Origin of the sequence: Pseudomonas sp. TH49, assembly GCF_016650625.1 — a bacterium.
Taxonomy (GTDB): Bacteria; Pseudomonadota; Gammaproteobacteria; order Pseudomonadales; family Pseudomonadaceae; genus Aquipseudomonas; species Aquipseudomonas fluorescens_H.
Genome location: NZ_JAEKFL010000001.1, coordinates 1,028,268 through 1,052,782, shown reverse-complemented (window position 1 = coordinate 1,052,782; position 24,515 = coordinate 1,028,268). Strand labels below are relative to the sequence as shown.

The following is a 24,515-nucleotide window of genomic DNA, read 5'->3' as shown; positions in this document are numbered from 1 at the left end:
GGTGACAGGGTGTAGGAACCCGTTACCTATGGTGCATCAGCGCTGTTGATTTAATTGCGACATGTAACTTGTGCCAGCAATATCTTTAGCGGCGGCTGTGTGCGGGGCACGCTTTGGCGTGGCCGAATTCCATGGGTCGGTTCCTACTCCCGCGCACAGCTGCCACCCGATCCCGTAGGAAGGAGCGAGGCAGTTCATTTTCACATCCATGGTAGAAAATATGACGATGCTTAAACCCGACCCACCCTACGAAAAAATCATCCCCCATCCCGACAACCGCTTCATGGCCCTGACCGGCAACTGCAGCGACATGCCCACCCTGTTCGTCGATACCCACGTCCCCCTCGACATCCTTATGGACGCCGCCAACTACCGCATCCGCGCCGTGATCCAGGTGCTGGAAAACATGTGCATGCGCGGCTCGGTCGAGTGCGACTCGATCATCCTCAGCGACTTCGCCATGCTCTGCGCCATTCCACTGCGTGACGGTTGCGATGTGCTGGATGTCATCGGCAAACGCTTGAGCGCGATGCCGGCCTGAAAAAAGAACAAAAGATCGCAGCCTTCGGCAGCTCCTACAGGGGGGGACGCCAATCCTGTGTAGGAGCTGCCGAAGGCTGCGATCTTTGGACTTTGGCTCAATCAGCGATATACGCATCCTGAGTTTTGATAAAGCGGTCGAACGCCTCGGAGTTGTAGACCTTCATGCACCCAAAAAACACTACTTTTTCATTCGAGTATTTACTGTTTGAAGGTTTCTGCTCGTAAGCCGCCAACACGTAGTTTCGGGTTTCTTTGTAGGGATCGTGCAGCACCTGGAGCGTGTCTTCATTTTGCAAAATGGTATGCATGCCTTTGCCCATGAACGAATAGGCATTGGCGGACAGTGCGATGTCTTTTTCCAGCGCGGAGCGTTCGTTGAATGGCTTCAGAATGCAGTGGCTCAGTCCGTAGTTTTTTAGTGACTGGCGTGCCTGTTCAATGTGAGTTTCGTCGGCAAGGGCGAGGTATGGGCTAAGCAGGCTGAATAAGCAGATGATCAGATATTGCATGAGTTTTTGACTTCCTGTCGTTCATGGTTCGCCAGTTTAACGCCATAAAAGCAAAGCCCCTCACCCTAGCCCTCTCCCAGAGGGAGAGGGGACTGACCGAGTTGTCTGGGTGATGTACGCCGACCTGCGCCTTCGGTGGTGAACGTCAGTTGGCCAAGCCTGAGATCACGCTGATCATTCAGGTCGATGTAACTCGCAAGATCACCACCGTCAGTCCCCTCTCCCTCCGGGAGAGGGTTAGGGTGAGGGCCGGCTTTTGTCCGCTCGGCCGCCAACCCCTGACTTGCCGCCCGGTAAAAGGTAAACTTTGCGCCCTTCGCAGGAGCAGCCATGAATTATCGTCACGCCTTCCATGCCGGCAATCACGCCGATGTGTTCAAACACCTGACCTTGACCCGCCTCATCGCGCTGATGTCGCGCAAGGAGCAGCCGTTTGCCTATCTCGATACGCACGCCGGTATCGGTTTGTATGACCTGCAGGGTGATCAGGCCAACCGTACCGGCGAGTACCTGGAAGGCATCGCGCGTTTGTGGGATCAGCCGGATCTGCCGGCGCTGACCGCCGACTACATGAAGGTGCTGCACGAGATGAACCCGGATGGCCAGTTGCGCTACTACCCGGGTTCGCCGGAGCTGGCGCGGCGTCTGACCCGGCCGCAGGATCGGGTGATGCTCAACGAGAAGCACCCGGAAGATGGCGTGCAGCTCAAAGAGAACATGGCCGGCGACCGTCGGGTCAAGGTGCATCTGGGCGAGGGCTGGCATGTGGCGCGGGCGATGTTGCCGGTGCAGGAGAAGCGTGCGGTGATGTTGATTGATCCGCCGTTCGAGCAGCTCGACGAGATGCAAAAGTGTGCGGCGTCGCTGAAAGAAGCGATTGGCCGGATGCGCCAAACCGTGGCGGCGATCTGGTATCCGGTGAAGGATCAGCGTGCGTTGCGCCGTTTCTATCAGGATCTGGCCGGTACCGGCGCGCCGAAGTTGCTGCGTGTGGAACTGCTGGTGCATCCGCTGGATACGCCTAACAGCCTGAACGGCTCGGGGATGGCGATTGCCAATCCGCCGTGGGGGCTGGAGGAAGAATTGCGTGAGCTGCTGCCGTGGTTGTCGAAGAAGCTTGGGCAGACCCAGGGCGGGTGGCAGATGGATTGGTTGATTGCTGAAAGCTGATCAACTGTTTTAGCGGTGTCTGAACGGACGCCTTCGCGGGCAAGCCCGCTCCCACAAAGTACTGCGCCATTTCGAAGTCGGCGCTAAACCTGTGGGAGCGGGCTTGCCCGCGATGCTTTGGCGGTTTAGTTACCCGCCAGGCTCGGTGGCATGCACACGCCGGTGCCGCCAATCCCGCAATAACCTTCAGGGTTCTTCGCCAGATACTGCTGATGATAAGCCTCAGCGAAGTACACGGTCGGCGCCTGCTCGATCTCGGTGCTGATTTCGCCCAGGCCAGCCTTCGACAGTTCAGCCTGATACACCGCTTTGCTCTTCAGCGCCGCATCCAGTTGCTCAGGCGAAGTGGCGTAGATCACCGAGCGGTACTGGGTGCCGATGTCGTTGCCCTGACGCATGCCCTGCGTCGGGTTATGCAGTTCCCAGAACATCGCCAGCAGCTCTTCGTAGCTGACTTTGGCCTTGTCATACACCACCAGCACCACTTCGGCGTGGCCGGTCAGGCCCGAGCAGACTTCTTCGTAGGTCGGGTTCGGCGTGTAGCCGCCGGCGTAGCCAACCACGGTGCTGACCACGCCTTCGCGCTGCCAGAAACGGCGTTCCGCCCCCCAGAAGCAACCCAGACCGAAGATCGCAAAGTCGACGTCCTGAAAGAATGGGCCGAGCAAGGGGGTTTCTTCGAAGACGAAATGCTTTTCAGGCAGGGTCATCGCGGTTTCGCGGCCGGGCAGCGCTTGTTCTTTGGTCGGTAGCACGTTTTTGTTCACCAGAATTTCCGAGCGCAGAACCATGATCGTTCCTCTCAGTCAGGATGGGATGTAAAAAGTCAGACCGTCAGTGTGCCGAATGATGCCGGATTTCGCACTATTCAAATGTGGGAGCGGGCTTGCTCGCGAATGCGGTGTGTCAGTCGACATCAACATTGCCTGACAAACCGCATTCGCGAGCAAGCCCGCTCCCACAAGTGGAATTCATCGACAGGGTATCGGTGGGGGCTAGAGGCAGAGCGGGCCGCGCGGGTAGCGCTTGAGCGCCTGAATCAGCTCACCGCCGGGGATCGGCCGGTCGAACAGGTAGCCCTGGCCGACGTCGCAGCGGTGGCGACGCAGGAACGCCAGTTGTTCGGCGGTCTCGATGCCTTCGGCCACGACTTTGAGCTTCAGGTTGTGGGCCATGGCGATCACCGCGGAGGTGATTTCCATGTCGTCCTGGTTGTCGGGGATTTCGTGGATGAAGCTGCGATCGATCTTGATGATGTCGATCGGGAATTTCTTCAGGTAGCTGAGCGACGAGTAACCGGTGCCGAAGTCGTCCATGGCCAGGGTCAGGCCCAGACGCTTGAGCTGATCGAGCTGCAAGTGAGTGTCTTCGGTGGCTTCCAGCAATAGGCCTTCGGTCAGCTCCAATTCGAGCAGATTGGCCGGCAGCGCTTCTTCCTTGAGGATGTTGGCGATGGACGCGACCAGATCCGGATCGGAGAATTGCTTCGGTGACAGGTTGATCGCCACTTGCAGATTGCCCAGGCCAGCGGCGGTCAGCGCCTTGCTCATGCGGCAGGCCTGGCGGGCGATCCACTTGCCGATCGGGATGATCAGGCCGGTTTCTTCGGCGACGCTGATGAACTGGTCCGGGCGGATCATGCCGCGCTCCGGGTGATTCCAGCGCAGCAGCGCTTCCATGCCCAGCAGGCGACCGCTGCGCAGGCACAGTTTGGGCTGGTAGAACACGTCCAGCTCGTTCTGGGTCAGGGCGCGGCGCAGGTTGTTCTCGACGAACAGTTTGTAACTGGCTTCGGCGTTCAGCGCTTCGGTGAACACCTGAACCTGGTGTTTGCCATTGGCCTTGGCCTTGTGCAGGGCGAGGCCGGCGTTGCGCATCAGGGTTTGCGGATCGCGGCCATGCAGCGGCGCGCAGGCCAGGCCCACGGAGCCGGTGACGCTGATCAACTGGTTGTCGACGAACATCGGCTTGTCGAGGGTCGCCAGCAACTGGTTGGCGATCTGTTGGCCGGTGGCGAGGTCGGTGTCGTCGAGCAGCACCGCAAATTCGTTACTGGCGAACCGCGCGAGGCTGCCGCTCGGGCTCAGGCTGTTGCGCAAGCGGCGGGCGAGGCTGATCAGCAACTTGTCGCCGGTCTGGTGACCGAGGCTGTCGTTGATCCGCTTGAAGTTGTCGATGTCCACCAGCAGCAGGCTGATCGGGGTATCGCTATCGCGGGCGAAGCGTTCATCCAGATTGCGGATAAACGCCGGGCGGTTGCCGAGGTTGGTCAGGTTGTCGGTGTACGCCAGACGCTCGATGCGCTGCTGCGCCAGTTTGGTCTGGGTGATGTCTTCGTAGATGCCGATGTAGTGCGTCAGTTCGCGGTTGTCGCCATACACCTTGGAGATCGACAACTGGCCCCAGTACGGTTCGAGGTTCTTGCGCCGGCTCTTGAATTCGCCCTGCCAGCTGTTGCTCTTGGCCAGCGCCGACGGCGCGTCGAACAGCAGTTCGCTGAGGTTTTCCAGCGCCGGCAGCTCCGACAGGCGCTGGCCATGGACTTCCTCGGTGGAGTACTGGGTGATCGCGGTGAAGCTCGGATTGACGTACTCGACCACGCCGTCGCAATTGACCAGCAGAAAGGCGTTGGCACTTTGTTCGACAGCGCGCTGGAACAGGTGCAGAGCGCTGGTGGCGGTACGCCGGTTGTGGTTGTTGATGACCTGGGCGAACTGGTCGGCCAGTTCACCGGCAAAGGCGATTTCGTCGGACTGCCAGGCGCGGGTGACGCCAGTCTGCTCCAGACACAGCACGCCGACCACTTGGCCATCGACCCGGATGCTGGCGTCGAGCATCGCGTTAACGTCACGCGGACGCAGGGCTTCGGCCATCTCGCGGGTGCGCGGGTCGCGCATCGCATTGTGCGCGTCGATGGCGCGGCTGCCGTGCAGGGCTTCCATGTAATCGGGGAAACCGCTGATGTCGATCACCTCCGGCAGGATGTATTCCTGGGTCGCGCGGTGATACGCCGAAATCGGCACCAGCAGACTGCCTTCGAGGTTCCACAGGCTGGCACAGTCGATCTCATAAATGTCACAGGCGCTGCGGGTGATCAGCTCGGCGGCTTCCTGCAGCGAGTTGTGGCTGCTGTAGCGCTGGCGAGCCAGCAGCAGAATCAGATCCTGCTGGGCGCGTACCCGCTCAAGGTGCTGCAGTTGTTCCTGCTGGGCGCGCTGGTTCAGTTCGAGGGCGATCTGCAGGCGCGAGTTCTGGGTTTCGAGGTCGACGGAGGGCAGCGCTGGTGCCTCGTCGAACACATCATCGACCGCCAGCAGATAGCCGCGCAGCAAGTGCCGATTGTGTTGCTTATAGGCCTCGCCCAGCTCAAGGATGCTCAGCGCACCAGCGGCGGTGTGCAGGGTGTAGCGCACCAGATAATGCGGGCTGTCGCGCAGTTGTTGCTGAATGGTGTCGTGCAGTTGATAGCGCGCTTCGGGTTCCATCAGGCTGGCGTAAGGCGAGCCGACCAAGGCACACAATTCGACGGCCGGCTGGCCGAACTGGCGTTCGCAGTTGGGGTCGAGAAACAGCATCGCCCAGCTCGCTTCATTCAAGCGCTCGAAACGCAGCATGCCGAGCCGCGAGGGCACAGGCAGCTGCGTCACTACCTCGACCGCCATACGGCTGGCGGCATCGGGTTGGCTCTTCATGAAGGAACTCGCTTGGAAATATGCTGAACGCGCCGGGCTCGCGCCCTCTTTACTGTTGCCTGCGGCAAGGTTGCATCATTGCGGCACCGACTGACAAGAGAGATGAAGGCCAAGTGCTATAAGAATATGTCGGCCGCGCAGGGCATTTCTCCAGCGCGCGGCAAAAAGTAATACGGATGTGCGCCGCGAGTGCCGTTCCAGAGCGCCTGGCGCGCGGAAACGGCATTTTGTTCAGGGCTTCAGCGCAGGTTGATTTCGATCGATTGCAGGCGTTTGCCGTCGCGATCATGGTAATTGACCTGAATTTTTCCGGCCTCAACCACCACATGGGCGAAGTTGTCTTCGCTGACCACTGTGCTGGTCAATTCATGTTGATAATCGCCTGCCGCCGTGCGCGCCAGCGGTTGATCAAGGATAAACGTCGACGCCTTGGCATAGGGCAACAGCTTGCTGTTGCAAAACGGCGAGGAAACGATGGTGTGCACTTCGAAGTCCGGGTCTTCGCTGTGGGTCAGGCGCGAGGTCAGCGAGCCATGCACGTCGCCCGAGACAAATACGACATTCTTGATGCGTCGGGTGCGGATGGTTTCCAGCAGCCGCAAGCGCTGCTCCGGGAAGGCTTTCCAGGCATCGTCACCATACAGTTTGCGATCCGGGTAAAACATTACGCTGGTCACTACGAATTTCACTCGCGCCGGGCTGTTGATCAGCCACTTGAGCAGCGCCTGTTCCTGCGCCTCATCCAGTATGCGGCGATCATCGGTTGACAAGTTGCGTCGAGTGCGGCTGTCCGTCACGAACCATTCGATGTCACCGTCACTGAATTGATACCAGTAGTGCTCGAGCTTTACGCGATTCACCTCTTTGTTAGTTGTAAGTTCGTGCGCAGGGCCGTGGCTGGCTTGATAGATTTCATAGGCGGCCATGGCATTGCGATATAACGCTTGATCTGACTTGCTGGCGTTCGCCGGCCAATTGTCTTCGATTTCGTGATCATCCAGGATCATGTAAGTCGATGTGCCGGACATCAAACGCTGAATGTTGGGTTGAGAGAATGCCGCACGGTACTTGCTGAGGATTTCCTTATATTCACGATCGGGTGCGAACAGATTGAGGTCATCGACATAAATCTGATCGCCCGTCATTAACGTGGCACTGATCGGTGGTTGCGCGCCTTCGATCAACTGGTTGATGGAAGCAAAGATCCGGTCACCCAGATGCGGCAGCGACGGGATGCCGGCGGTCATGCGCAAGTAACGGCAGGAGCCGACGATATAGGCCCTTGGCTGCAGGGCTTTGCTGGAGCGGGTGCGTAATCGATAGATTTCCCGGGGCCACTGCAGCGGCAGTTCGGCGACACTGTCCACGGTATGTACCGGATTCATCGGGCTGAACCAGCCGGTCTGGTATTCATATTCGGTGTCGCTGCTCAAGTTATTGAGGGTGAACACTTCGGTCATGTCGCGCAGTGCGCTGGGTTCGGCGAAAGTGCCTGCTGACCACTGTTGTGTTCCTGCAGTCCGATGGCGAATGGCGGCAAATACCGGTGCGTTGCCTTGATTGTCTGCGCGCATGAAAATGCGGGCATGATTAGTTGTGGTGTGGCCGATAATCGGGCCGATAGTTGGTTTGAACATATTCGAATCCATTCGAGTAAGTCTGGTTTTGATAAATAACGCAGGAAGTTGCTTATTTGATCGGGAGGCAAAGATTAGTTGGCGGTCGACGAAAAATATCGAGGCGAAGTGGACTGCGTTCGTAGTTCAAGTAAACCGAACTTGTAGGAAGAGGCGCTGTACTTTTCTCTGGGCAAAAAAAGCCCCGTCAAACTGACGGGGTTGAGGTACGAGCGTGTGGCGCTCGAAAACGTGAAACGCAATCGGCCCTCCGTTGCCGGAGGGCCGAACGCTTTACAGCAGGATGGTGCGGATGTCGCCCAACAGGCTGCCCAGACGCTGGGTGAAGCGTGCAGCAGCGGCGCCGTTGATCACACGGTGATCGTAGGACAGCGACAGTGGCAGCATCAGTTTCGGTTGGAAGGCTTTGCCGTCCCAGACTGGCTGGATGGTTGCCTTGGAAACACCGAGGATCGCCACTTCCGGCGCGTTGACGATCGGCGTGAAGCCGGTGCCGCCAATGTGGCCGAGGCTGGAAATGGTGAAGCAGGCGCCTTGCATCTCGTCCGAAGAGAGCTTCTTGGTGCGGGCTTTTTCAGCCAGCGAAGCAGCTTCTGCAGCCAGTTGCAGCAGGCTCTTCTGGTCGACGTTCTTGATGACCGGTACCAGCAGGCCATCAGGAGTGTCTACCGCGAAACCGATGTTGACGTACTTCTTGCGAATGATCGCCTTGCCGCTTGGCGCCAGCGAACTGTTGAAGTCCGGCAGTTCCTTGAGCAGGTGCGCACAGGTCTTGAGCAGCAGCGGCAGGATGGTCAGCTTGACGCCGGCCTTCTCTGCGACTGCTTTCTGCGCAACGCGGAAGGCTTCCAGCTCGGTGATATCCGCCGAGTCGAATTGCGTCACGTGCGGCACGTTCAGCCAGCTGCGGTGCAGGTTGGCAGCGCCGACCTGCATCAGGCGGGTCATCGGCACTTCTTCGATTTCACCGAAGCGGCTGAAGTCCACGACCGGGATCGGCGGGATGCCCGCGCCACCGGTTGCGCCGCCAGCAGCCGGCGCTTCCTTGGCCTTCTGCATCATCGCCTTGACGTAAACTTGCACGTCTTCCTTGAGGATGCGACCGTGCGGACCGCTCGCGCCTACAGCGCTCAGCTCGACGCCGAACTCACGGGCCAGTTGACGCACGGCCGGGCCGGCGTGAACTTTGGCACCAGGCTTGGCCGGAGCAGCGGCCGGAGCGGCAGCCGCAGGTGCAGCGGCAGCCGGAGCAGCAGCGGCAGGTGCCGGAGCACTTGCAGCAGCGGCAGCTGGAGCCGGGGCAGCAGCAGGCGCTGCGCCTTTGACTTTCAGCTTGAGGATCAGGTCGCCGGTACCGACTTCGTCGTCCAGCTTGATCGAAACGCTTTCCACCACGCCAGCGGCAGGCGATGGGATTTCCATGCTTGCCTTGTCGGATTCGAGGGTGATCAGCGACTGGTCGGCTTCAACGCTGTCGCCAGCCTTGACCAACACTTCGATGATCTTGGCCTTGCCGGCCGAACCGATGTCCGGAACGTGGATGTCCTGAACGCTGTCGGCAACTGGAGCAGCCGGGGCTGCTGCAGGAGCAGGCGCAGCGGCAGCGGCTGGCGCAGCAGCCTGAGCCGGAGCGGAAGCAGCAGGGGCCGCAGCACCCGCCACTTCCAGATCAAGGATCAGGTCGCCGGTGCCGACTTCGTCGTTGAGCTTGACGCTGATGGCCTTGACCACGCCCGCGGCAGGCGACGGGATTTCCATGCTGGCCTTGTCGGATTCGAGGGTGATCAACGATTGATCAGCCTCGACCTTGTCGCCGACCTTGACCTGGATCTCGATGATCTGGGCCTTGCCCGACGAACCGATGTCCGGCACGTGCACTTGCTGCACCGAAGCGGCAGCAGGCGCAGCGGCGGCAGGGGCCGCAGCCGGTTTTTCTTCGGCTTTTTTGGCCGGAGCAGCAGGAGCAGGGGCCGCAGCAGCGGCGCCCTCGACTTCCAGCTCGAGCAGTTCGTCGCCTTCTTTCAGACGGTCGCCCAGCTTCACTTTCAGGCTTTTGATGACGCCGGCTTTCGGGGCCGGCACTTCCATGCTGGCCTTGTCCGATTCCAGGGTCAGGATGCTCTGGTCGGCTTCGATACGGTCGCCGACCTTCACAAACAGTTCAATTACTTCACCTTCACCGCTGCCGATGTCAGGTACGCGAATGAGTTCGCTCACAAAATGTCTCCTCAGCAGTCCAGTGGGTTGCGTTTTTCCGGGTCGATGCCGAACTTGACGATGGCCTCAGCCACGACTTTAGGTTCGATATCACCACGGTCAGCCAGTGCTTCCAGGGCTGCCAACACCACGAAATGACGGTCGACTTCGAAGAAATGACGCAGTTTCTTGCGGCTGTCGCTGCGGCCGAAACCGTCGGTGCCCAGGACTTTGAATTCCTTGGACGGTACCCACTGACGGATCTGCTCGGCGAACAGCTTCATGTAGTCGGTAGAAGCGATGACCGGACCCTTACGGCCGCTCAGGCACTCTTCAACGTAGCTCTGCTTAGGCTTCTGGCCAGGCTTCAGACGGTTGCTGCGCTCTACGGCCAGGCCGTCGCGACGCAGTTCGTTGAAGCTGGTGACGCTCCATACGTCAGCGCCGATGTTGAACTCTTCACGCAGAATCTTCGCCGCTTCACGCACTTCACGCAGGATGGTGCCGGAGCCCATCAGCTGTACGTGATGCGCTGCATCGCGGGTGTCTTCTTCGAGCAGGTACATGCCTTTCTTGATGCCTTCTTCGGCACCGGCCGGCATGGCTGGCTGCTGGTACGACTCGTTCATCACGGTGATGTAGTAGAAGATGTCCTGTTGTTCTTCGGTCATCTTCTTCATGCCGTCCTGAATGATCACCGCCAGCTCGTAGCCGTAGGTCGGATCGTAGGTGCGGCAGTTCGGGATGGTCGCGGCCAGCAGGTGGCTGTGACCGTCTTCGTGCTGCAGGCCTTCACCGTTCAGGGTGGTACGGCCGGCGGTGCCGCCGATCAGGAAGCCACGGGTACGACTGTCGCCGGCGGCCCAGGCCAGGTCACCGATACGCTGGAAGCCGAACATCGAGTAGAAGATGTAGAACGGCAGCATCGGCTGGTTGTGGCTGGAGTACGAAGTACCGGCGGCGATGAAGGAACTCATGGCGCCCGCTTCGTTGATGCCTTCTTCAAGGATCTGACCTTTCTGGTCTTCCTTGTAGAACATCACCTGGTCTTTATCGACTGGCTCGTAGAGCTGGCCGACGGAGGAGTAGATGCCCAGCTGACGGAACATGCCTTCCATACCGAAGGTACGGGCTTCGTCCGGGATGATCGGCACGATGCGCGGGCCGATTTCCTTGTCCTTGACCAGTTGCGCGAGGATCCGCACGAAGGCCATGGTGGTGGAAATTTCACGGTCGCCCGAACCATCGAGGATGGCTTTCAGGGTGTCCAGGTCCGGGGTCGGTACGCTGAAGCTCTGCGCGCGGCGCTGCGGTACGAAACCGCCCAGTGCAGCACGGCGCTCGCTCAGGTAGCGGGCTTCGGCGCTGTTTGGCTCTGGCTTGAAGAACGGCAGGTTCTCCAGCTCTTCATCCTTGACCGGGATGTCGAAGCGGTCGCGGAACAACTTCAGGCTGTCGACGTCGACTTTCTTGGTGTTGTGCGCAGTGTTTTTCGCTTCGCCGGCACCGGTGCCATAACCTTTGATGGTCTTGGCCAGGATGACGGTTGGTTGTTCTTTGTGGTTGACCGCTTCGTGGTACGCCGCATAGACCTTGTACGGGTCGTGGCCGCCACGGTTGAGTTTCCAGATCTCGTCGTCGGACAGATCGGCAACCATCGCCTTGAGTTCAGGCGTGTTGAAGAAGTGCTCGCGAACGAACGCGCCGTCTTTGGCTTTGTAGTTCTGGTACTCGCCGTCGATGACTTCGTCCATGCGACGTTGCAGGATGCCGTCGACGTCCTTGGCCAGCAGTGGGTCCCAGAAACGGCCCCAGATGACTTTGGTCACGTTCCACTGAGCACCGCGGAACACGCCTTCGAGTTCCTGGATGATCTTGCCGTTGCCGCGAACCGGGCCGTCGAGGCGCTGCAGGTTGCAGTTGATGACGAAGATCAGGTTGTCCAGCTTCTCGCGGCCGGCCAGGGAGATTGCGCCCAGGGATTCCGGCTCGTCGCACTCGCCGTCGCCCAGGAAGCACCAGACTTTCTGTTTGCCCGGCTGGATGAAACCGCGGTGTTCCAGGTACTTCATGAAGCGTGCCTGGTAGATCGCCTGGATCGGGCCCAGACCCATGGATACGGTCGGGAACTGCCAGAAGTCAGGCATCAGCCAAGGGTGCGGATAGGACGACAGGCCCTGACCGTCGACTTCCTGGCGGAAGTTGTTCATCTGGTCTTCGGTGATGCGGCCTTCCATGAACGCACGGGCGTAAACGCCTGGCGAGGTGTGGCCCTGGAAGTAGATCAGGTCGCCGCCGTGTTCGTCGGTCGGGGCCTGGAAGAAGTAGTTGAAGCCGATGTCATACAGGGTCGCGCTGGAAGCGAAGCTGGAGATGTGACCACCCAGGTCAGAATCTTTCAGGTTCGTACGCATTACCATGGCCATCGCGTTCCAGCGCACCAGCGAGCGAATGCGGCGTTCCATGAACAGGTCGCCAGGCATGCGTGCTTCGTGGGTTACCGGGATGGTGTTGCGGTAAGGCGTGGTGATGGCGTAAGGGAGCTGCGAACCGCTGCGGGTCGCCAGTTCACCCATACGGGTCATCAGATAGTGAGCACGGTCTTCGCCTTCTTTGTCGAGAACCGATTCCAGGGCGTCCAGCCATTCCTGGGTTTCGACGGGATCGAGGTCTTGCATGGCTTGCTCCAGGGCGGAAAGGCTTCCAGAATCGGTTGCCTGAGTTTGCGACTGGCCTTGTGGGCAGACGATTTAAAATTCTTGGATTGCCGACAGGTTGTTCCGGCGGCGTGTAGTTTTACTACAAATCTTTGAGCATTTCAGCCTTTCGCCTGTATAGACGAGTAGTAAAACTACAGAGGAAAGGCTTGTGGCCTCCGACTGCGTTGTGAGAATAATCGTTAAGGTTGGTCGATTACCATCCGAAAAAGGTGAAAGTTTGATGCTGGATGCCAAAGAAGAAGAAATTTCAGCTATTTCTAACTTTTGTTCGACAGTCCTTCGCGTAGCGGGTTTTCATCAAACACTACAAGCGGCCATTTACACGCCGATCAAGGATAGACCATGACCCTGCCCGTGCTTGCCGAACTGCCCGCCATTCTCCTGCCGTTGGTCACTCGATCCGAGCAGTCGTTCCGTACGGCCGTCGCCGCGCTGGAAGACGATCACGGCTTCTCCAACTGGACGCCGGAACGCTGGGCGCAATTCGCCCGCGTCAGTGCCGCCAGTGATTTCGTCATTGAACAGAGCGTTCGTGACCCTTTGATGTTGCTGTCGCTGGTGCAGTCCGGCGAACTCGACCGGCCGTTCGCGCCGGGGGAATTGTGTGCGCAGATTGCTGCCGCTGTGAACACCGCGCAAAGCGAAGACGAACTCGGACGCGTCCTGCGTCGCCAGCGTGCCCGCCATCAAGTGCGGATCATCTGGCGTGACCTGAACCGCCAGGCTGATCTGGTACAGACCTGCCGCGACCTGTCGGACATGGCCGACGCCACCATCGATCAAGCCTACCAATGGCTGTACAGCCGCCATTGCCAGCAGTTCGGTACGCCGACCGGTCGGCGCAGCGGTCTGCCGCAGCAGATGGTCATCCTCGGCATGGGCAAGCTCGGCGCTGTCGAGCTGAACCTGTCGTCGGACATCGACCTGATCTTCGCCTACCCCGAGGGCGGCGAAACCGTCGGCGTGAAACGCGCGCTGGATAATCAGGAATTCTTCATTCGTCTCGGCCAGCGCCTGATCAAGGCCCTCGACCCGATGACCGTCGACGGTTTCGTGTTCCGCGTCGACATGCGCCTGCGCCCTTACGGCTCGTCCGGCGCGCTGGTGCTGAGCTTCAATGCGCTGGAGCAGTATTACCAGGATCAGGGCCGCGACTGGGAACGCTACGCGATGATCAAGGCGCGGGTGGTGGCCGGCGATCAGACGGCCGGCGCGCAGTTGCTCGATATGCTGCGGCCGTTCGTCTACCGGCGTTATCTGGATTTCTCGGCGATCGAAGCGCTGCGCACCATGAAGCAGCTGATCCAGCAGGAAGTGCGGCGCAAGGGCATGGCCGACAACATCAAGCTCGGCTCCGGCGGTATCCGCGAAGTCGAGTTCATCGCCCAGGCCTTCCAGTTGATCCACGGCGGGCGCGACCTGAGCCTGCAACAGCGTCCTCTATTAAAGGTGCTGAGCACGCTGGAAGGGCAGGGCTATCTGCCGCCGGCGGTGATCAATGAGCTGCGCGAAGGTTACGAATTCCTGCGTTACACCGAGCACGCGATCCAGGCGATTGCCGACCGCCAGACCCAGATGTTGCCGGACGGCGCTCAGGATCAGGCGCGTATCGCGTTCATGCTCGGTTTTGCCGATTGGGCAGCTTTCCACGAAAAACTGATGTTCTGGCGCGGTCGCGTGGCCTGGCACTTTGCGCAGGTGATCGCCGATCCCGATGAAGAAGAGGGCGCCGACTGCGAAGTGGTGGTCGGCGGTGAGTGGTTGCCGCTGTGGGAAGAGGCGCAGGATGAAGAGGCCGCTTGCCGGCAGCTCGAAGAGGGCGGTTTCGCCGATGCGACCAAGGCCCTGAAAGCGCTGGCGAGCCTGCGTGGCAGTCCGCAATTGCGCGCGATGCAGCGGCTGGGTCGCGAGCGTCTTGATGCGTTTATCCCGCGCCTGCTGGCCCAGGCGGTGGAGCATGACAACCCGGATCTGGTGCTGGAGCGGGTGCTGCCGCTGGTCGAAGCGGTCGCCCGACGTTCGGCCTATCTGGTGTTGCTCACGGAAAACCCCGGTGCCCTGCGACGCTTGCTGACGCTGTGCGCGGCCAGCCCGTGGATCGCCGAACAGATCACCCGTTTCCCGCTGCTGCTCGACGAATTGCTCAACGAAGGCCGGCTGTTCAAGCCGCCCCTGGCGCCGGAACTGGCTGCCGAGTTGCGCGAACGCCTGACGCGGATTCCCGAAGACGACCTCGAACAGCAGATGGAAGCCCTGCGTCACTTCAAACTGGCGCACCGCTTGCGCGTCGCTGCCTCGGAAATCGCCGGCAGTCTGCCGTTGATGAAAGTCAGCGATTACCTGACCTGGCTGGCCGAGGCGATTCTTGAGCAAGTGCTGGCGCTGGCCTGGCGTCAGACGGTTGCCAAGTACGGCACGCCGCTGCGCACTGATGGCACCCTGTGTGATCCCGGCTTCATCATTGTCGGTTACGGGAAAGTCGGCGGGCTGGAACTGGGGCATGGTTCGGATCTGGATCTGGTGTTCATCCATGACGGCGATCCGCAGGCGGAAACCGATGGGCCGAAGCCCATCGATGGCGCGCAGTTCTTCACCCGGCTGGGGCAGCGGATCATTCACTTGCTGACGGCGCAGACCAACTCCGGTCAGCTGTATGAAGTGGACATGCGTTTGCGGCCGTCCGGCGCGTCGGGGCTGTTGGTCAGTTCGCTCGGTGCTTTCGCGCGCTATCAGGAAAATGAAGCCTGGACCTGGGAACATCAGGCGCTGGTGCGGGCGCGGGTGCTGGTCGGCAGTCAGGATGTCGGTCAGGCCTTCGAGAAAGTCCGCGCGCAGGTTTTGGGCAAGGCGCGGGATCTGGCGAAGCTGCAGCAGGAAGTCAGCGAGATGCGCGCCAAGATGCGCGATAACCTCGGCAGCAAGAGCACGGCGGCCGGCACGGCAGCAAATGCCTTCGAGGCCACAGCGCCGTTCGACCTCAAGCAGGACGCCGGAGGTATCGTCGATATTGAATTTATGGTGCAATACGCGGCCCTGGCGTGGTCGCACAGCCACCCGCCATTGCTGCGCTGGACCGATAACATCCGCATTCTGGAAGAGCTGGAACACGAAGGGCTGATGCCTGCCGAAGATGCCAGCCTGCTGCGTGAGGCCTATAAAGCCTACCGCTCCGCCGCACACCGACAGGCCTTGCAGAAGGACGCCGGGGTGATTGCAGGCGACCAGTTTGTCGAGGAGCGCCGGCAGGTATTGCGGATCTGGAAAGAGTTGGGGCTAAGCTGAAACCGGATATTTGAAACACCTGATGGCCCCTGTGGGAGCGGGCTTGCTCGCGAAAGCGCAGTGTCAGTCACCACCGATGCAGGATGTGACGGCCCCTTCGCGAGCAAGCCCGCTCCCACAGTGGATCTGCGTTTAATGGCAGATGCAGGGCCGGATGCGAAACCCTGTGGGAGCGAGCCTGCTCGCGATAGCGGAGTATCAGACGACAATAATGTTGGATGTGAAGACCCTTTCGCGAGCAAGCCCGCTCCCACAGCAGATCTACAGTGTTTGTAGAATTCTCGAGGCGGGGAGGCGTAAATGCCTCCCCGGTTCGTTTATGGAAACCACATGAATATTCTGATCGTTGGGCCCAGTTGGGTCGGTGACATGGTGATGGCGCAGACACTGTTTCAGTGTCTCAAGCAGCGCCACCCGCAATGCGAAATCGACGTGCTGGCCCCCGAGTGGAGCCGGCCGATCCTTGAGCGCATGCCCGAAGTGCGCAAGGCCTTGAGCTTTCCGCTCGGCCATGGCGTGCTGGAATTGGCCACGCGTCGGCGGATCGGCAAGTCCCTGGCCGGTCAGTACGATCAGGCGATCCTGCTGCCGAACTCGCTCAAATCGGCGCTGGTGCCGTTTTTCGCCGGCATCAAGCAGCGCACTGGCTGGCGCGGCGAGTTCCGCTACGGCCTGCTCAATGACGTGCGCACGCTGGATAAAGAACGTTATCCGCTGATGATCGAGCGCTTCATGGCCCTGGCTTACGAGCCGAACGCCGAGCTGCCGAAACCTTATCCGCGTCCGAGCCTGCAAATCGATCCGGTGACCCGCGAAGCGGCGCTGGCCAAATTCGGCCTGACCCTCGACCGCCCGGTGTTGGCCCTGTGCCCCGGCGCCGAGTTCGGCGAATCCAAGCGCTGGCCGTCCGAGCATTACGCCAAGGTCGCCGAAGCGCGGATTCGCGAAGGCTGGCAGGTGTGGCTGTTCGGCTCGAAAAACGACCACGCGGTGGGCGAGGACATCCGCGCACGGCTGATTCCCGGGCTGCGTGAAGAATCGGTCAACCTCAGCGGCGGTACCTCGCTGGCCGAGGCCATTGACCTGCTGTCCTGCGCCGATTCGGTGGTGTCCAACGACTCCGGCCTGATGCACGTTGCGGCAGCACTGAACCGTCCGCTGGTGGCGGTCTACGGCTCGACGTCGCCGGGTTTCACCCCTCCGCTGGCCGAGCACGTCGAAATCGTTCGGCTGGGTCTCGATTGCAGCCCGTGTTTCGACCGCACCTGCCGTTTCGGCCATTACAACTGCCTGCGCCAGCTGATGCCGGACGCGGTCAACGATGCCTTGCAGAAATTGCAGGGCACTGTGGTCGAGGTTCATTAAGTTGCGGGTATTGCTGATCAAGACTTCATCGCTGGGCGACGTGATTCACGCGTTGCCGGCGCTGACCGACGCAGCCCGGGCCATTCCCGGGATCAAGTTCGACTGGGTGGTGGAAGAGGGCTTCGCCGAGATCCCTACCTGGCACCCGGCCGTCGGCAAAGTGATTCCGGTGGCGATCCGCCGCTGGCGCAAGAACCTCTGGCAGACGATCAAGAGCGGCGAGTGGAAGCGCTTCAAGCAAAGCGTGCGCGCCCATAAATACGATCTGGTGATCGACGCTCAGGGTCTGCTGAAAAGCGCCTGGCTGACGCGCTACGTCAAAGCCCCGGTGGCCGGCCTCGACAAAGGCTCGGCGCGCGAGCCGATCGCCGCACGTTTCTACGACCGCAAACTGGCGGTGGCCCGTGGGCAGCATGCCGTTGAGCGGGTGCGCCAGTTGTTCGCTATCGCCCTCGGTTATGACCTGCCCAAAGGTCTGGGCGATTACGGCCTCAACGTCGAGCGGCTGGTGGAATTGCCGCGCAAGAGCGCCTTCGTGGTGTTCCTCCACGGCACCACGTGGGACACCAAGCACTGGCCGGAAGCCTACTGGCGCGAGCTGACCGAACGCGTTGGCTATCTGGGCGTCGGGGTCAAACTGCCGTGGGGCAACCCGCTGGAGAAGGCCCGCGCCGAGCGCATCGCCGCTGGCTTCAAGCACGCCGAAGTGTTGCCGAAGCTGAATCTGGCCGGGGTCGGCAAAGTGCTGGCCGGCGCCCAGGCCTGCGTGGCGGTGGACACCGGTCTCGGTCACCTCGCAGCCGCGCTGGATGTGCCAACGATTTCGCTGTTCGGCCCGACCAATCCGGGCCTGACCGGCGCTTACGGCAAGGTGCAGATTCACATGGCCAGTGATTTCCCCTGCGCCCCTTGCCTGCAAAAGAAATGTACATATCAACCGACCGCGCAGGATGCCCGTCAGTTTGACCTGAAACGCGAGCAGCCCCTGTGCTTCACGCGTCTGAATCCCGAGCGTGTCGCCAGCCGACTGAGCACGTTGTTAATGGCTGAGGAGCTGCGCTGATGCAATTGGCTTTTGTCCTGTACAAATATTTCCCGTTCGGTGGCCTGCAGCGCGACTTCATGCGCATCGCCCTCGAATGCCAGAAGCGCGGCCACCAGATTCGTGTCTACACGCTGATCTGGGAAGGCGACGTGCCGCCCGGTTTCGAAGTGCTGGTGGCGCCGGTCAAGGCGTTCTTCAACCATCGGCGCAACGAGAAACTCAGCGCGTGGATGGAGGCGGATCTGGCCAAGCGTCCGGTGGACCGCCTGATCGGCTTCAACAAGATGCCGGGGCTGGACGTCTACTACGCCGCCGACGGCTGCTTCGAAGACAAGGCGCAGAACCTGCGCCATTCGCTGTACCGCCGTTGGGGCCGCTACCGGCACTTCGCCGAGTACGAGCGCGCGGTGTTCGCCAAAGATGCGAAAACCGAAGTGTTGATGATTTCCGAAGTGCAGCAGCCGCTGTTCATCAAGCACTACAGCACGCCGCTTGAACGCTTCCACCTGCTGCCGCCGGGCATCGCCCAGGATCGTCGTCGGCCGGCGGATGCCGACGAGATTCGCGCCGGTTTCCGCGCCGAATTCAACCTCACGGACGACGAATTGCTGCTGGTGCAGATCGGCTCCGGGTTCAAGACCAAGGGTGTCGATCGCAGCCTCAAGGCGCTGGCCGCACTGCCCGCCGAGCTGAAGAAGCGCACCCGGCTGTTTGTAATCGGCCAGGATGACCCCAAATTGTTCCAGATGCAGAGTGCCACTTTGGGCCTGGGCGACAACGTGACGTTCCTCAAGGGCCGCAGCGATATTCCGCGGTTCCTGCTCGGCGCCGACCTGTTGATCCACCCGGCGTACAACGAAAACACCGGTACGGTGCTGCTCGAAGCGCTGGTCGCCGGTTTGCCGGTGCTGGTCAGCGCGGTTTGCGGTTACGCCCATTACATTGCCGAGGCAGATGCCGGGCGAGTACTGGACGAGCCGTTCGATCAGGCGCAACTGACGCAATACCTGACTGAGATGTTGGGTGACGCCTCTGCACGCGCGGCCTGGAGCCGCAATGGTCTGGCCTTCGCCGAGACGGCCGACCTCTACAGCATGCCGCAGCACGCGGCCGATGTGATTCTGGCGGAGCACGCTTAAATGAAGTTGATGCTGGCTGAACCGTTCAAGAGCCTTTGGGCCGGGCGCGACCCGTTCGCCGAAGTCGAAGGCTTGCAGGGCGAGGTCTACCGCGAGCTGGAAGCTCGCCGCACGCTGCGCACGGAAGTCGACGGCAACGGATTTTTCGTCAAGATCCACCGAGGCATCGGCTGGGGCGAGATCTTCAAGAACCTGCTGACCGCCAAGCTGCCGGTGCTCGGCGCGGGTCAGGAGTGGCAGGCGATCCAGCGTCTGCAGGAAGTCGGCGTGCCAACCATGACCGCTGTGGCTTACGGCGAGAAGGGCAGCAACCCGGCGGATCAGCATTCGTTCATCGTCACCGAAGAACTGGCGCCGACCATCAGCCTCGAAGACTTCAGCATCGATTGGGTCAAGCAGCCGCCGCAGCCGAAACTCAAGCGCGCGCTGATTGCTGAAGTCGCGCGCATGACCGGCATGATGCACCGCGCCGGGGTCAACCACCGCGACTGCTACATCTGCCACTTCCTGCTGCACACCGATAAACCGGTTACCCCGGACGCTTTCAAACTCTCGGTGATCGACCTGCACCGCGCCCAGACCCGCCCCAGAATTACTCAGCGCTGGCGCAACAAGGATCTGGCGGCGCTGTATTTTTCGGCACTGGACATCGGCCTGACCCGTCGTGACAAGCTGCGCTTCCTCAAAGGCTACTTCCAGCAACCGCTGCGGCAGATCCTGGCGGAAGAAGCGCCGTTGCTGAGCTGGCTCGAAGGCAAGGCCAACAAGCTCTATGCGCGCAAACAGCGTTACGGGGATGCGCTCTGATGGCGGGTTGGACGCTTGAGCCGCAATACAGCGAACTGGCCGAAGATTTCGGCAGCCTCGAAGCGGTGTTTGCCCTGCAGGGCGAGCGCCTGACCCGTGATCCGCTGTCCGAAGTCATTCGCGTGCAGCGCAACGGCGTCAACTACTACGTCAAACGCTACGTCGGCGCCGGCAAAGGCTTGCGCCGTTACCTGGGCAAGCCACGGGTGAAGATGGAGTGGCAGAACCTCAAGCGTTTCGCCAAGTGGGGCATTCCCACCGCTGAAGTGGTGGCCTGGGGCCTGGAACGACGTGGCGCGGCCTATGCCCGTGGCGCGATGATCACCCGCGAGCTGCCGCACACCGAAGACCTCTCGGCGCTGGCCGAGCGCAACGATCCGAAACTCAAGGATCGCCTGTGGGTGGATGGCATCAGCCGGCAACTGGCCGGTTACACCCGGACCATGCACGATCACCGTTTTACCCACAACGACCTGAAGTGGCGCAACCTGCTGATTGACGATCAGGAACAGGTGTTTCTGATCGACTGCCCGAACGGCGATTTCTGGCGCGGCTTCTGGCTTAAATACCGGATCACCAAGGATCTGGCCTGTCTCGACAAGGTGGCTAAATATCACCTGTCGAACACCCAGCGCCTGCGCTTCTACCTGCAATACCGCGGACGTGATCGGCTCAATGCTGCCGACAAGAAACGGATTCGCCACGTGGTGAGATTTTTCGAGGGACGTGAATGACTGATTTCCTGGCCGCTGAAGACCGGGCGCTGCTTGAGCGTCATGGCCTCGGCACTTTCGACGCGCTCTGGGCCAAACAGCTCGAAGCCGTGGACGAACCCAACACCGATGGCGGTGGCTGGAGCAGCGTGTTTCGTCTGGAGCTGGAAGGGCAGGCTTACTACCTCAAGCGCCAGAGCAACTACCTGACCCGCACCTTGCACGCGCCGTTCGGCGAGCCGAGTTTCGCCCGCGAGTTCCGCAATATCAGCCGCTACAACAAGCTGGGGATTCCGGCGCTGCAAGCGGCGTTCTTCGGTGAGCGCAAGGTCAAGGGCGATGTTCAAGCAATCCTGCTGACCCGTGCCCTCGATGGCTGGGACGATCTCGACTCGTTATTGCAACGCTGGTCGGAACTGACCAGCGTGCAGCAATCAGCGATTCTCAAGGCTTGCGGACAACTGGCGCGCCGCCTGCACGGCGTGCGTCAGGTGCACGGCTGCTTTTATCCAAAACACATTTTTTTGCAGGCTGATGGCGACGCCTACCGGGCGCAGTTGATCGACCTGGAAAAGACCCGACCACTGCTGTTCGGCATGCGTGATCGGGTCAAGGATCTGGAGCCGCTGCTGCGTCGTGCACCTGAATGGAGCGAGGCGCAACTGCGCGAGTTGCTCGCGGCGTATCTCGATCAGCCGCTGGACAGTTCGCTGGTCGACAGCTGGGTTTCGCGACTGACCGCGCGGCGCAGTCGCAAGGAGGCCCGTTGATGCAGTTGTCCGAACTGAAAAATGCCGGGCGCACGCCGAGTCTGCCGCTGACGATCACGCTGGCCGATGCCGCCGGTCCTGCAGATTTGCAGTTGCTGAGCCTGCTGCGGGTTTTGCCCGGGCAGCGCTATGTCGGTGCCGGGGTGTGGCGCGGCCGGCCGGTGCTGGCCAAATTGCTGGTGGGCAGCAAGGCTGCGCGGCATTTTCAGCGCGAGTTGGCGGGCGTCAAGTTGCTCGCCGAACAGGGCCTGACCACGCCGCTGCTGCTGGCCGATGGGCTGAAGGACGGCGAGGGCGGCTGGCTGCTGTTCGAATTCCTCGAAGGCGCCGTAAGCCTCGGTGATGCCTGGCAGCAAGTCGAATCACTGCCGCTGCTGGCGGACGAGCAATCGGCGGTTCTGGCCGAAGCGCTGGGCGCTATCGGTCAACTGCATGGCAAAGGCCTGTGGCAGGAAGACCTGCACCTGGACAACCTGCTGCGCCATGGCAGTCAGCTGTACCTGATCGATGGCGCCGGGATCTGCGCCGAGACCGCGGGCCAGCCGTTGTCGCGGCAGAAAGTGCTGGAAAACCTCGGGGTGTTTTTCGCCCAGTTGCCCAAGTCACTGGAGCCGTTCACCGAAGAATTGCTGGTGTATTACCTGCTGAGCAATAGCGAGCATGCGTTGCCGCTGGAGGCCCTGCAGAAACAGATCGCCAAGGTGCGCGCCTGGCGCCTGAAGGATTACCTGATCAAGGTCGGCCGCGAGTGCACGCTGTTCAGTGTGCAGCGCGGAGCGTTTGGCTTGCGGGCAATCCGTCGCGAGGAAGAGGCGGCGATGCTGCCGGTGCTGGATCAGGCCGATGCGTTGCTCGATCAGGGGCATCTGTACAAGACCGGTGGAGCGGCAAGCGTCGGCAAGGTCGAAGTGGCCGGGCGCACGCTGGTGATCAAGCGCTACAACGTCAAGGGCTTTGCGCACTGGCTCAAGCGTTTCTGGCGCCCGAGCCGCGCCTGGCATTCATGGCGCGAAGGCAATCGCCTGGCGTTCCTTGGTATTGCTACGCCGAAACCGCTGGCGGTGCTGGAAAAGCGCTTTTTGTGGCTGCGTAGCCGCGCCTATCTGGTTACCGAGTTTTTGCCGGGCCCGGACATCATCGAGCGCTTCGCGCCGTATGTTGAAAGCGGTGCGGCGCCGGAGTCCGAGTTGCAGGCCCTGGATCAACTGTTCGCACGGTTGATCGCCGAACGCATCAGTCATGGCGACTTCAAGGGGCATAACCTGTTCTGGCAGGAGGATCGCTGGGCGTTGATCGATCTGGACTCAATGTGTCAGCACACCTCTGCCAGCAGTTTCGCGCCGGCCTATGCGCGGGATCGGGCGCGGTTCATGCGCAACTGGCCCGAGAGCAGCGCGTTGTATCGGGTGATCGATCAGCGGTTGCCCAAAGAAATCTCCAGCGCGGCCTGAGCCGCCTTCGCCAGCAAGCTCACTCCCACATGGAAATGCATTCCCTTGTAGGAGTGAGCCTGCTCGCGATAAGGCTTTAAAACCTCAAAAAACTGCCCTTGAGCAATGACGGACAAACTCCACTGACTTGTCCTACAGCTTCTCCGGAAGCCATGAACTGTGCCCGCTCCAGCCCCGATGCTAGCTTGCCCTGACCACTTCGGAGGGCAAACCTTGACCATCAAAAACGCCTTAACACTGAGCACCTGCGCATGGCTTTTATCCGGCTGCGGTACCGCCGCCTCGGTAATGCAAATGGACGCCGACGTCGCCCGCGACATGCGCAAACAGAAAACCTACTGCCAATCGATTCCGCGAATCTACAGCGGTCTGGCGTTCGACTTCTGCGTACTCCACGCGCCCCCTGACCCCTCCGGCGTCCTGGTGCCGTTCGTGCTGCTGGACCTACCGTTGTCCGGGGTGCTGGATACGGTGGTGTTGCCGTATACGATTTATCAACAGGTCGTGGATGGCAATATCGGCATCTATTGGCGATCGGATCGCGGGTAAATGTTTTGCAGTTTTCTCTTTTTGAAAACCAGCGTGAGTCGCAAACGATTCTTGAAGCGGCAGCGCTCTTGTATCCGTCCGGGAGATACAGCGACTACATCGTCTATGTTGATGAAAGCGGTGATCAAGGCATGCAGAAGCTGGATCCCTATTACCCGATATTCGTGCTTGCTTTTTGCGTCTTTCACAAAAGGCATTACTGCGAAAAGGTCATTCCGGCTGTCCAGAAATTCAAGTTCAACCATATGGGGCACGATCTGATCGTGCTGCATGAGCTCGAGATTCGAAAAGAAAAAGGAGCGTTCTCCAGCCTGTTCACTTCGAGAGTGCACAAGCATGCCTTTCTCGACGAATTGACCGGCATTGTCGAGGCCATCAATTTCGTCCTTATCAGTTGCGTCATCGACAAGGTCTTGCTGCGTGAAAAGCAGGCATCTGCTGACAACCCCTACCACTTGGCTCTCGGTTTTTGTCTGGAAACGCTGCATGAGTTTTTGCAGGAAAAGCATCAACATAAGGTGTTAACGCATGTGATTTTCGAGCGGCGAGGCAAGCGGGAGGATAACGAGCTTGAGTTGGAGTTTCGCAGGGTTTGTGGCGGGTCTAACCGACTGGGGGTTCAACTGCCGTTTGACATCGTCTTCGCCACAAAACAAGTCAATTCCACCGGATTGCAGCTGGCTGATCTTGTTGCAAGGCCCATCGGCATGAGTGTTTTGAGGGCGGGTCAGGAAAATCGCGCGTTTGATGTGCTCAGGCGCAAGTTCTATTGCAGCGGTGGGCGGAATAAAGTTGGGAAAGGTTTCGAGAACTGGGGGTTGAAGGTTTTCCCTCCCCCAGAAAGCGAAAAGCCCCGGTGATCTCACCGAGGCATTAGCGCCGACCGGGATCCCCCAGCCCATTTGCACGGAAGTCTATGTTGAGAGG

General features: G+C 60.4%; 19 protein-coding genes. 13 read left to right on the top strand and 6 right to left on the bottom strand.

Annotated features, from left to right (window positions below; translation table 11 throughout):
* The first annotated feature begins 220 nt into the window (after positions 1 to 220).
* Positions 221 to 541, top strand: a complete 321-nt coding sequence (locus tag JFU48_RS04825; RefSeq protein WP_201135974.1) for a hypothetical protein — start codon at positions 221 to 223, stop codon at positions 539 to 541.
* Between the two features lie 97 nt (positions 542 to 638).
* Here JFU48_RS04825 and JFU48_RS04820 read toward each other — a convergent pair whose 3' ends face one another.
* Positions 639 to 1,052, bottom strand: coding sequence for a hypothetical protein (locus tag JFU48_RS04820; RefSeq protein ID WP_003220987.1), 414 nt, complete (start codon positions 1,050 to 1,052; stop codon positions 639 to 641).
* 330 nt (positions 1,053 to 1,382) lie between these two features.
* On the opposite strand from JFU48_RS04820, the gene JFU48_RS04815 reads away from it, so the two are divergent.
* Entirely contained in the window at positions 1,383 to 2,222 is an 840-nt protein-coding gene (locus tag JFU48_RS04815; protein ID WP_003220988.1) for a 23S rRNA (adenine(2030)-N(6))-methyltransferase RlmJ, read from the top strand.
* A 125-nt stretch (positions 2,223 to 2,347) separates the two neighbouring features.
* Here the strand turns inward: JFU48_RS04815 and msrA are convergent, their stop codons facing one another.
* The 5 genes from msrA to aceE all read right to left on the bottom strand — a co-directional run bounded on the left by msrA (position 2,348) and on the right by aceE (position 12,425).
* On the bottom strand, positions 2,348 to 3,013 hold the full coding sequence (gene msrA, locus JFU48_RS04810; protein WP_003220990.1) for a peptide-methionine (S)-S-oxide reductase MsrA: 666 nt from the start codon (positions 3,011 to 3,013) through the stop codon (positions 2,348 to 2,350).
* A 204-nt stretch (positions 3,014 to 3,217) separates the two neighbouring features.
* Positions 3,218 to 5,914 (bottom strand): putative bifunctional diguanylate cyclase/phosphodiesterase, encoded by a 2,697-nt coding sequence (locus JFU48_RS04805; protein ID WP_201135973.1) that lies wholly within the window; start codon positions 5,912 to 5,914, stop codon positions 3,218 to 3,220.
* Between the two features lie 239 nt (positions 5,915 to 6,153).
* Entirely contained in the window at positions 6,154 to 7,551 is a 1,398-nt protein-coding gene (locus JFU48_RS04800; RefSeq protein ID WP_201135972.1) for an alkaline phosphatase D family protein, read from the bottom strand.
* A gap of 273 nt (positions 7,552 to 7,824) precedes the next feature.
* Positions 7,825 to 9,768, bottom strand: a complete 1,944-nt coding sequence (gene aceF / locus JFU48_RS04795) for a dihydrolipoyllysine-residue acetyltransferase (protein ID WP_201135971.1) — start codon at positions 9,766 to 9,768, stop codon at positions 7,825 to 7,827.
* 11 nt (positions 9,769 to 9,779) lie between these two features.
* Positions 9,780 to 12,425 (bottom strand): pyruvate dehydrogenase (acetyl-transferring), homodimeric type, encoded by a 2,646-nt coding sequence (gene aceE / locus JFU48_RS04790; RefSeq protein WP_003220999.1) that lies wholly within the window; start codon positions 12,423 to 12,425, stop codon positions 9,780 to 9,782.
* Positions 12,426 to 12,687: 262 nt separating this feature from the next.
* Here aceE and JFU48_RS30180 point away from each other — a divergent pair, with 262 nt between their 5' ends.
* The 11 genes from JFU48_RS30180 to JFU48_RS04740 all read left to right on the top strand — a co-directional run bounded on the left by JFU48_RS30180 (position 12,688) and on the right by JFU48_RS04740 (position 24,448).
* Positions 12,688 to 12,813, top strand: coding sequence for a hypothetical protein (locus JFU48_RS30180; RefSeq protein WP_256198919.1), 126 nt, complete (start codon positions 12,688 to 12,690; stop codon positions 12,811 to 12,813).
* A complete protein-coding gene (gene glnE, locus JFU48_RS04785) occupies positions 12,810 to 15,749 on the top strand; it encodes a bifunctional [glutamate--ammonia ligase]-adenylyl-L-tyrosine phosphorylase/[glutamate--ammonia-ligase] adenylyltransferase (protein WP_201135970.1) in 2,940 nt (979 codons plus the stop codon). The genes JFU48_RS30180 and glnE overlap by 4 nt, the downstream gene beginning before the upstream one ends.
* Positions 15,750 to 16,079: 330 nt before the next feature.
* Positions 16,080 to 17,114 carry a lipopolysaccharide heptosyltransferase II gene (gene waaF / locus JFU48_RS04780; RefSeq protein WP_103485550.1) on the top strand — a complete coding sequence of 345 codons (1,035 nt, stop codon included), beginning with the start codon at positions 16,080 to 16,082 and terminating at the stop codon, positions 17,112 to 17,114.
* A gap of 1 nt (position 17,115) precedes the next feature.
* Positions 17,116 to 18,177, top strand: coding sequence for a lipopolysaccharide heptosyltransferase I (gene waaC / locus JFU48_RS04775; RefSeq protein WP_103485549.1), 1,062 nt, complete (start codon positions 17,116 to 17,118; stop codon positions 18,175 to 18,177).
* Positions 18,177 to 19,298 (top strand): glycosyltransferase family 4 protein, encoded by a 1,122-nt coding sequence (locus tag JFU48_RS04770; RefSeq protein WP_201135969.1) that lies wholly within the window; start codon positions 18,177 to 18,179, stop codon positions 19,296 to 19,298. The genes waaC and JFU48_RS04770 overlap by 1 nt, the downstream gene beginning before the upstream one ends.
* A complete protein-coding gene (rfaP, locus tag JFU48_RS04765) occupies positions 19,299 to 20,105 on the top strand; it encodes a lipopolysaccharide core heptose(I) kinase RfaP (protein ID WP_201135968.1) in 807 nt (268 codons plus the stop codon).
* A complete protein-coding gene (locus tag JFU48_RS04760; RefSeq protein WP_201135967.1) occupies positions 20,105 to 20,839 on the top strand; it encodes a lipopolysaccharide kinase InaA family protein in 735 nt (244 codons plus the stop codon). The genes rfaP and JFU48_RS04760 overlap by 1 nt, the downstream gene beginning before the upstream one ends.
* Complete coding sequence (locus JFU48_RS04755) at positions 20,836 to 21,588, top strand: lipopolysaccharide kinase InaA family protein (protein WP_003221013.1); 753 nt, start codon at positions 20,836 to 20,838, stop codon at positions 21,586 to 21,588. Before JFU48_RS04760 ends, JFU48_RS04755 begins: the two co-directional genes overlap by 4 nt.
* Positions 21,588 to 23,039: a lipopolysaccharide kinase InaA family protein gene (locus tag JFU48_RS04750; RefSeq protein ID WP_201135966.1), complete on the top strand. Its 1,452-nt coding sequence runs from the start codon at positions 21,588 to 21,590 to the stop codon at positions 23,037 to 23,039. Before JFU48_RS04755 ends, JFU48_RS04750 begins: the two co-directional genes overlap by 1 nt.
* 213 nt (positions 23,040 to 23,252) lie before the next feature.
* Positions 23,253 to 23,588 carry a YceK/YidQ family lipoprotein gene (locus JFU48_RS04745; protein ID WP_201135965.1) on the top strand — a complete coding sequence of 112 codons (336 nt, stop codon included), beginning with the start codon at positions 23,253 to 23,255 and terminating at the stop codon, positions 23,586 to 23,588.
* Positions 23,589 to 23,593: 5 nt separating this feature from the next.
* A complete protein-coding gene (locus JFU48_RS04740; protein WP_201135964.1) occupies positions 23,594 to 24,448 on the top strand; it encodes a DUF3800 domain-containing protein in 855 nt (284 codons plus the stop codon).
* The last annotated feature ends 67 nt before the right edge of the window (positions 24,449 to 24,515 follow it).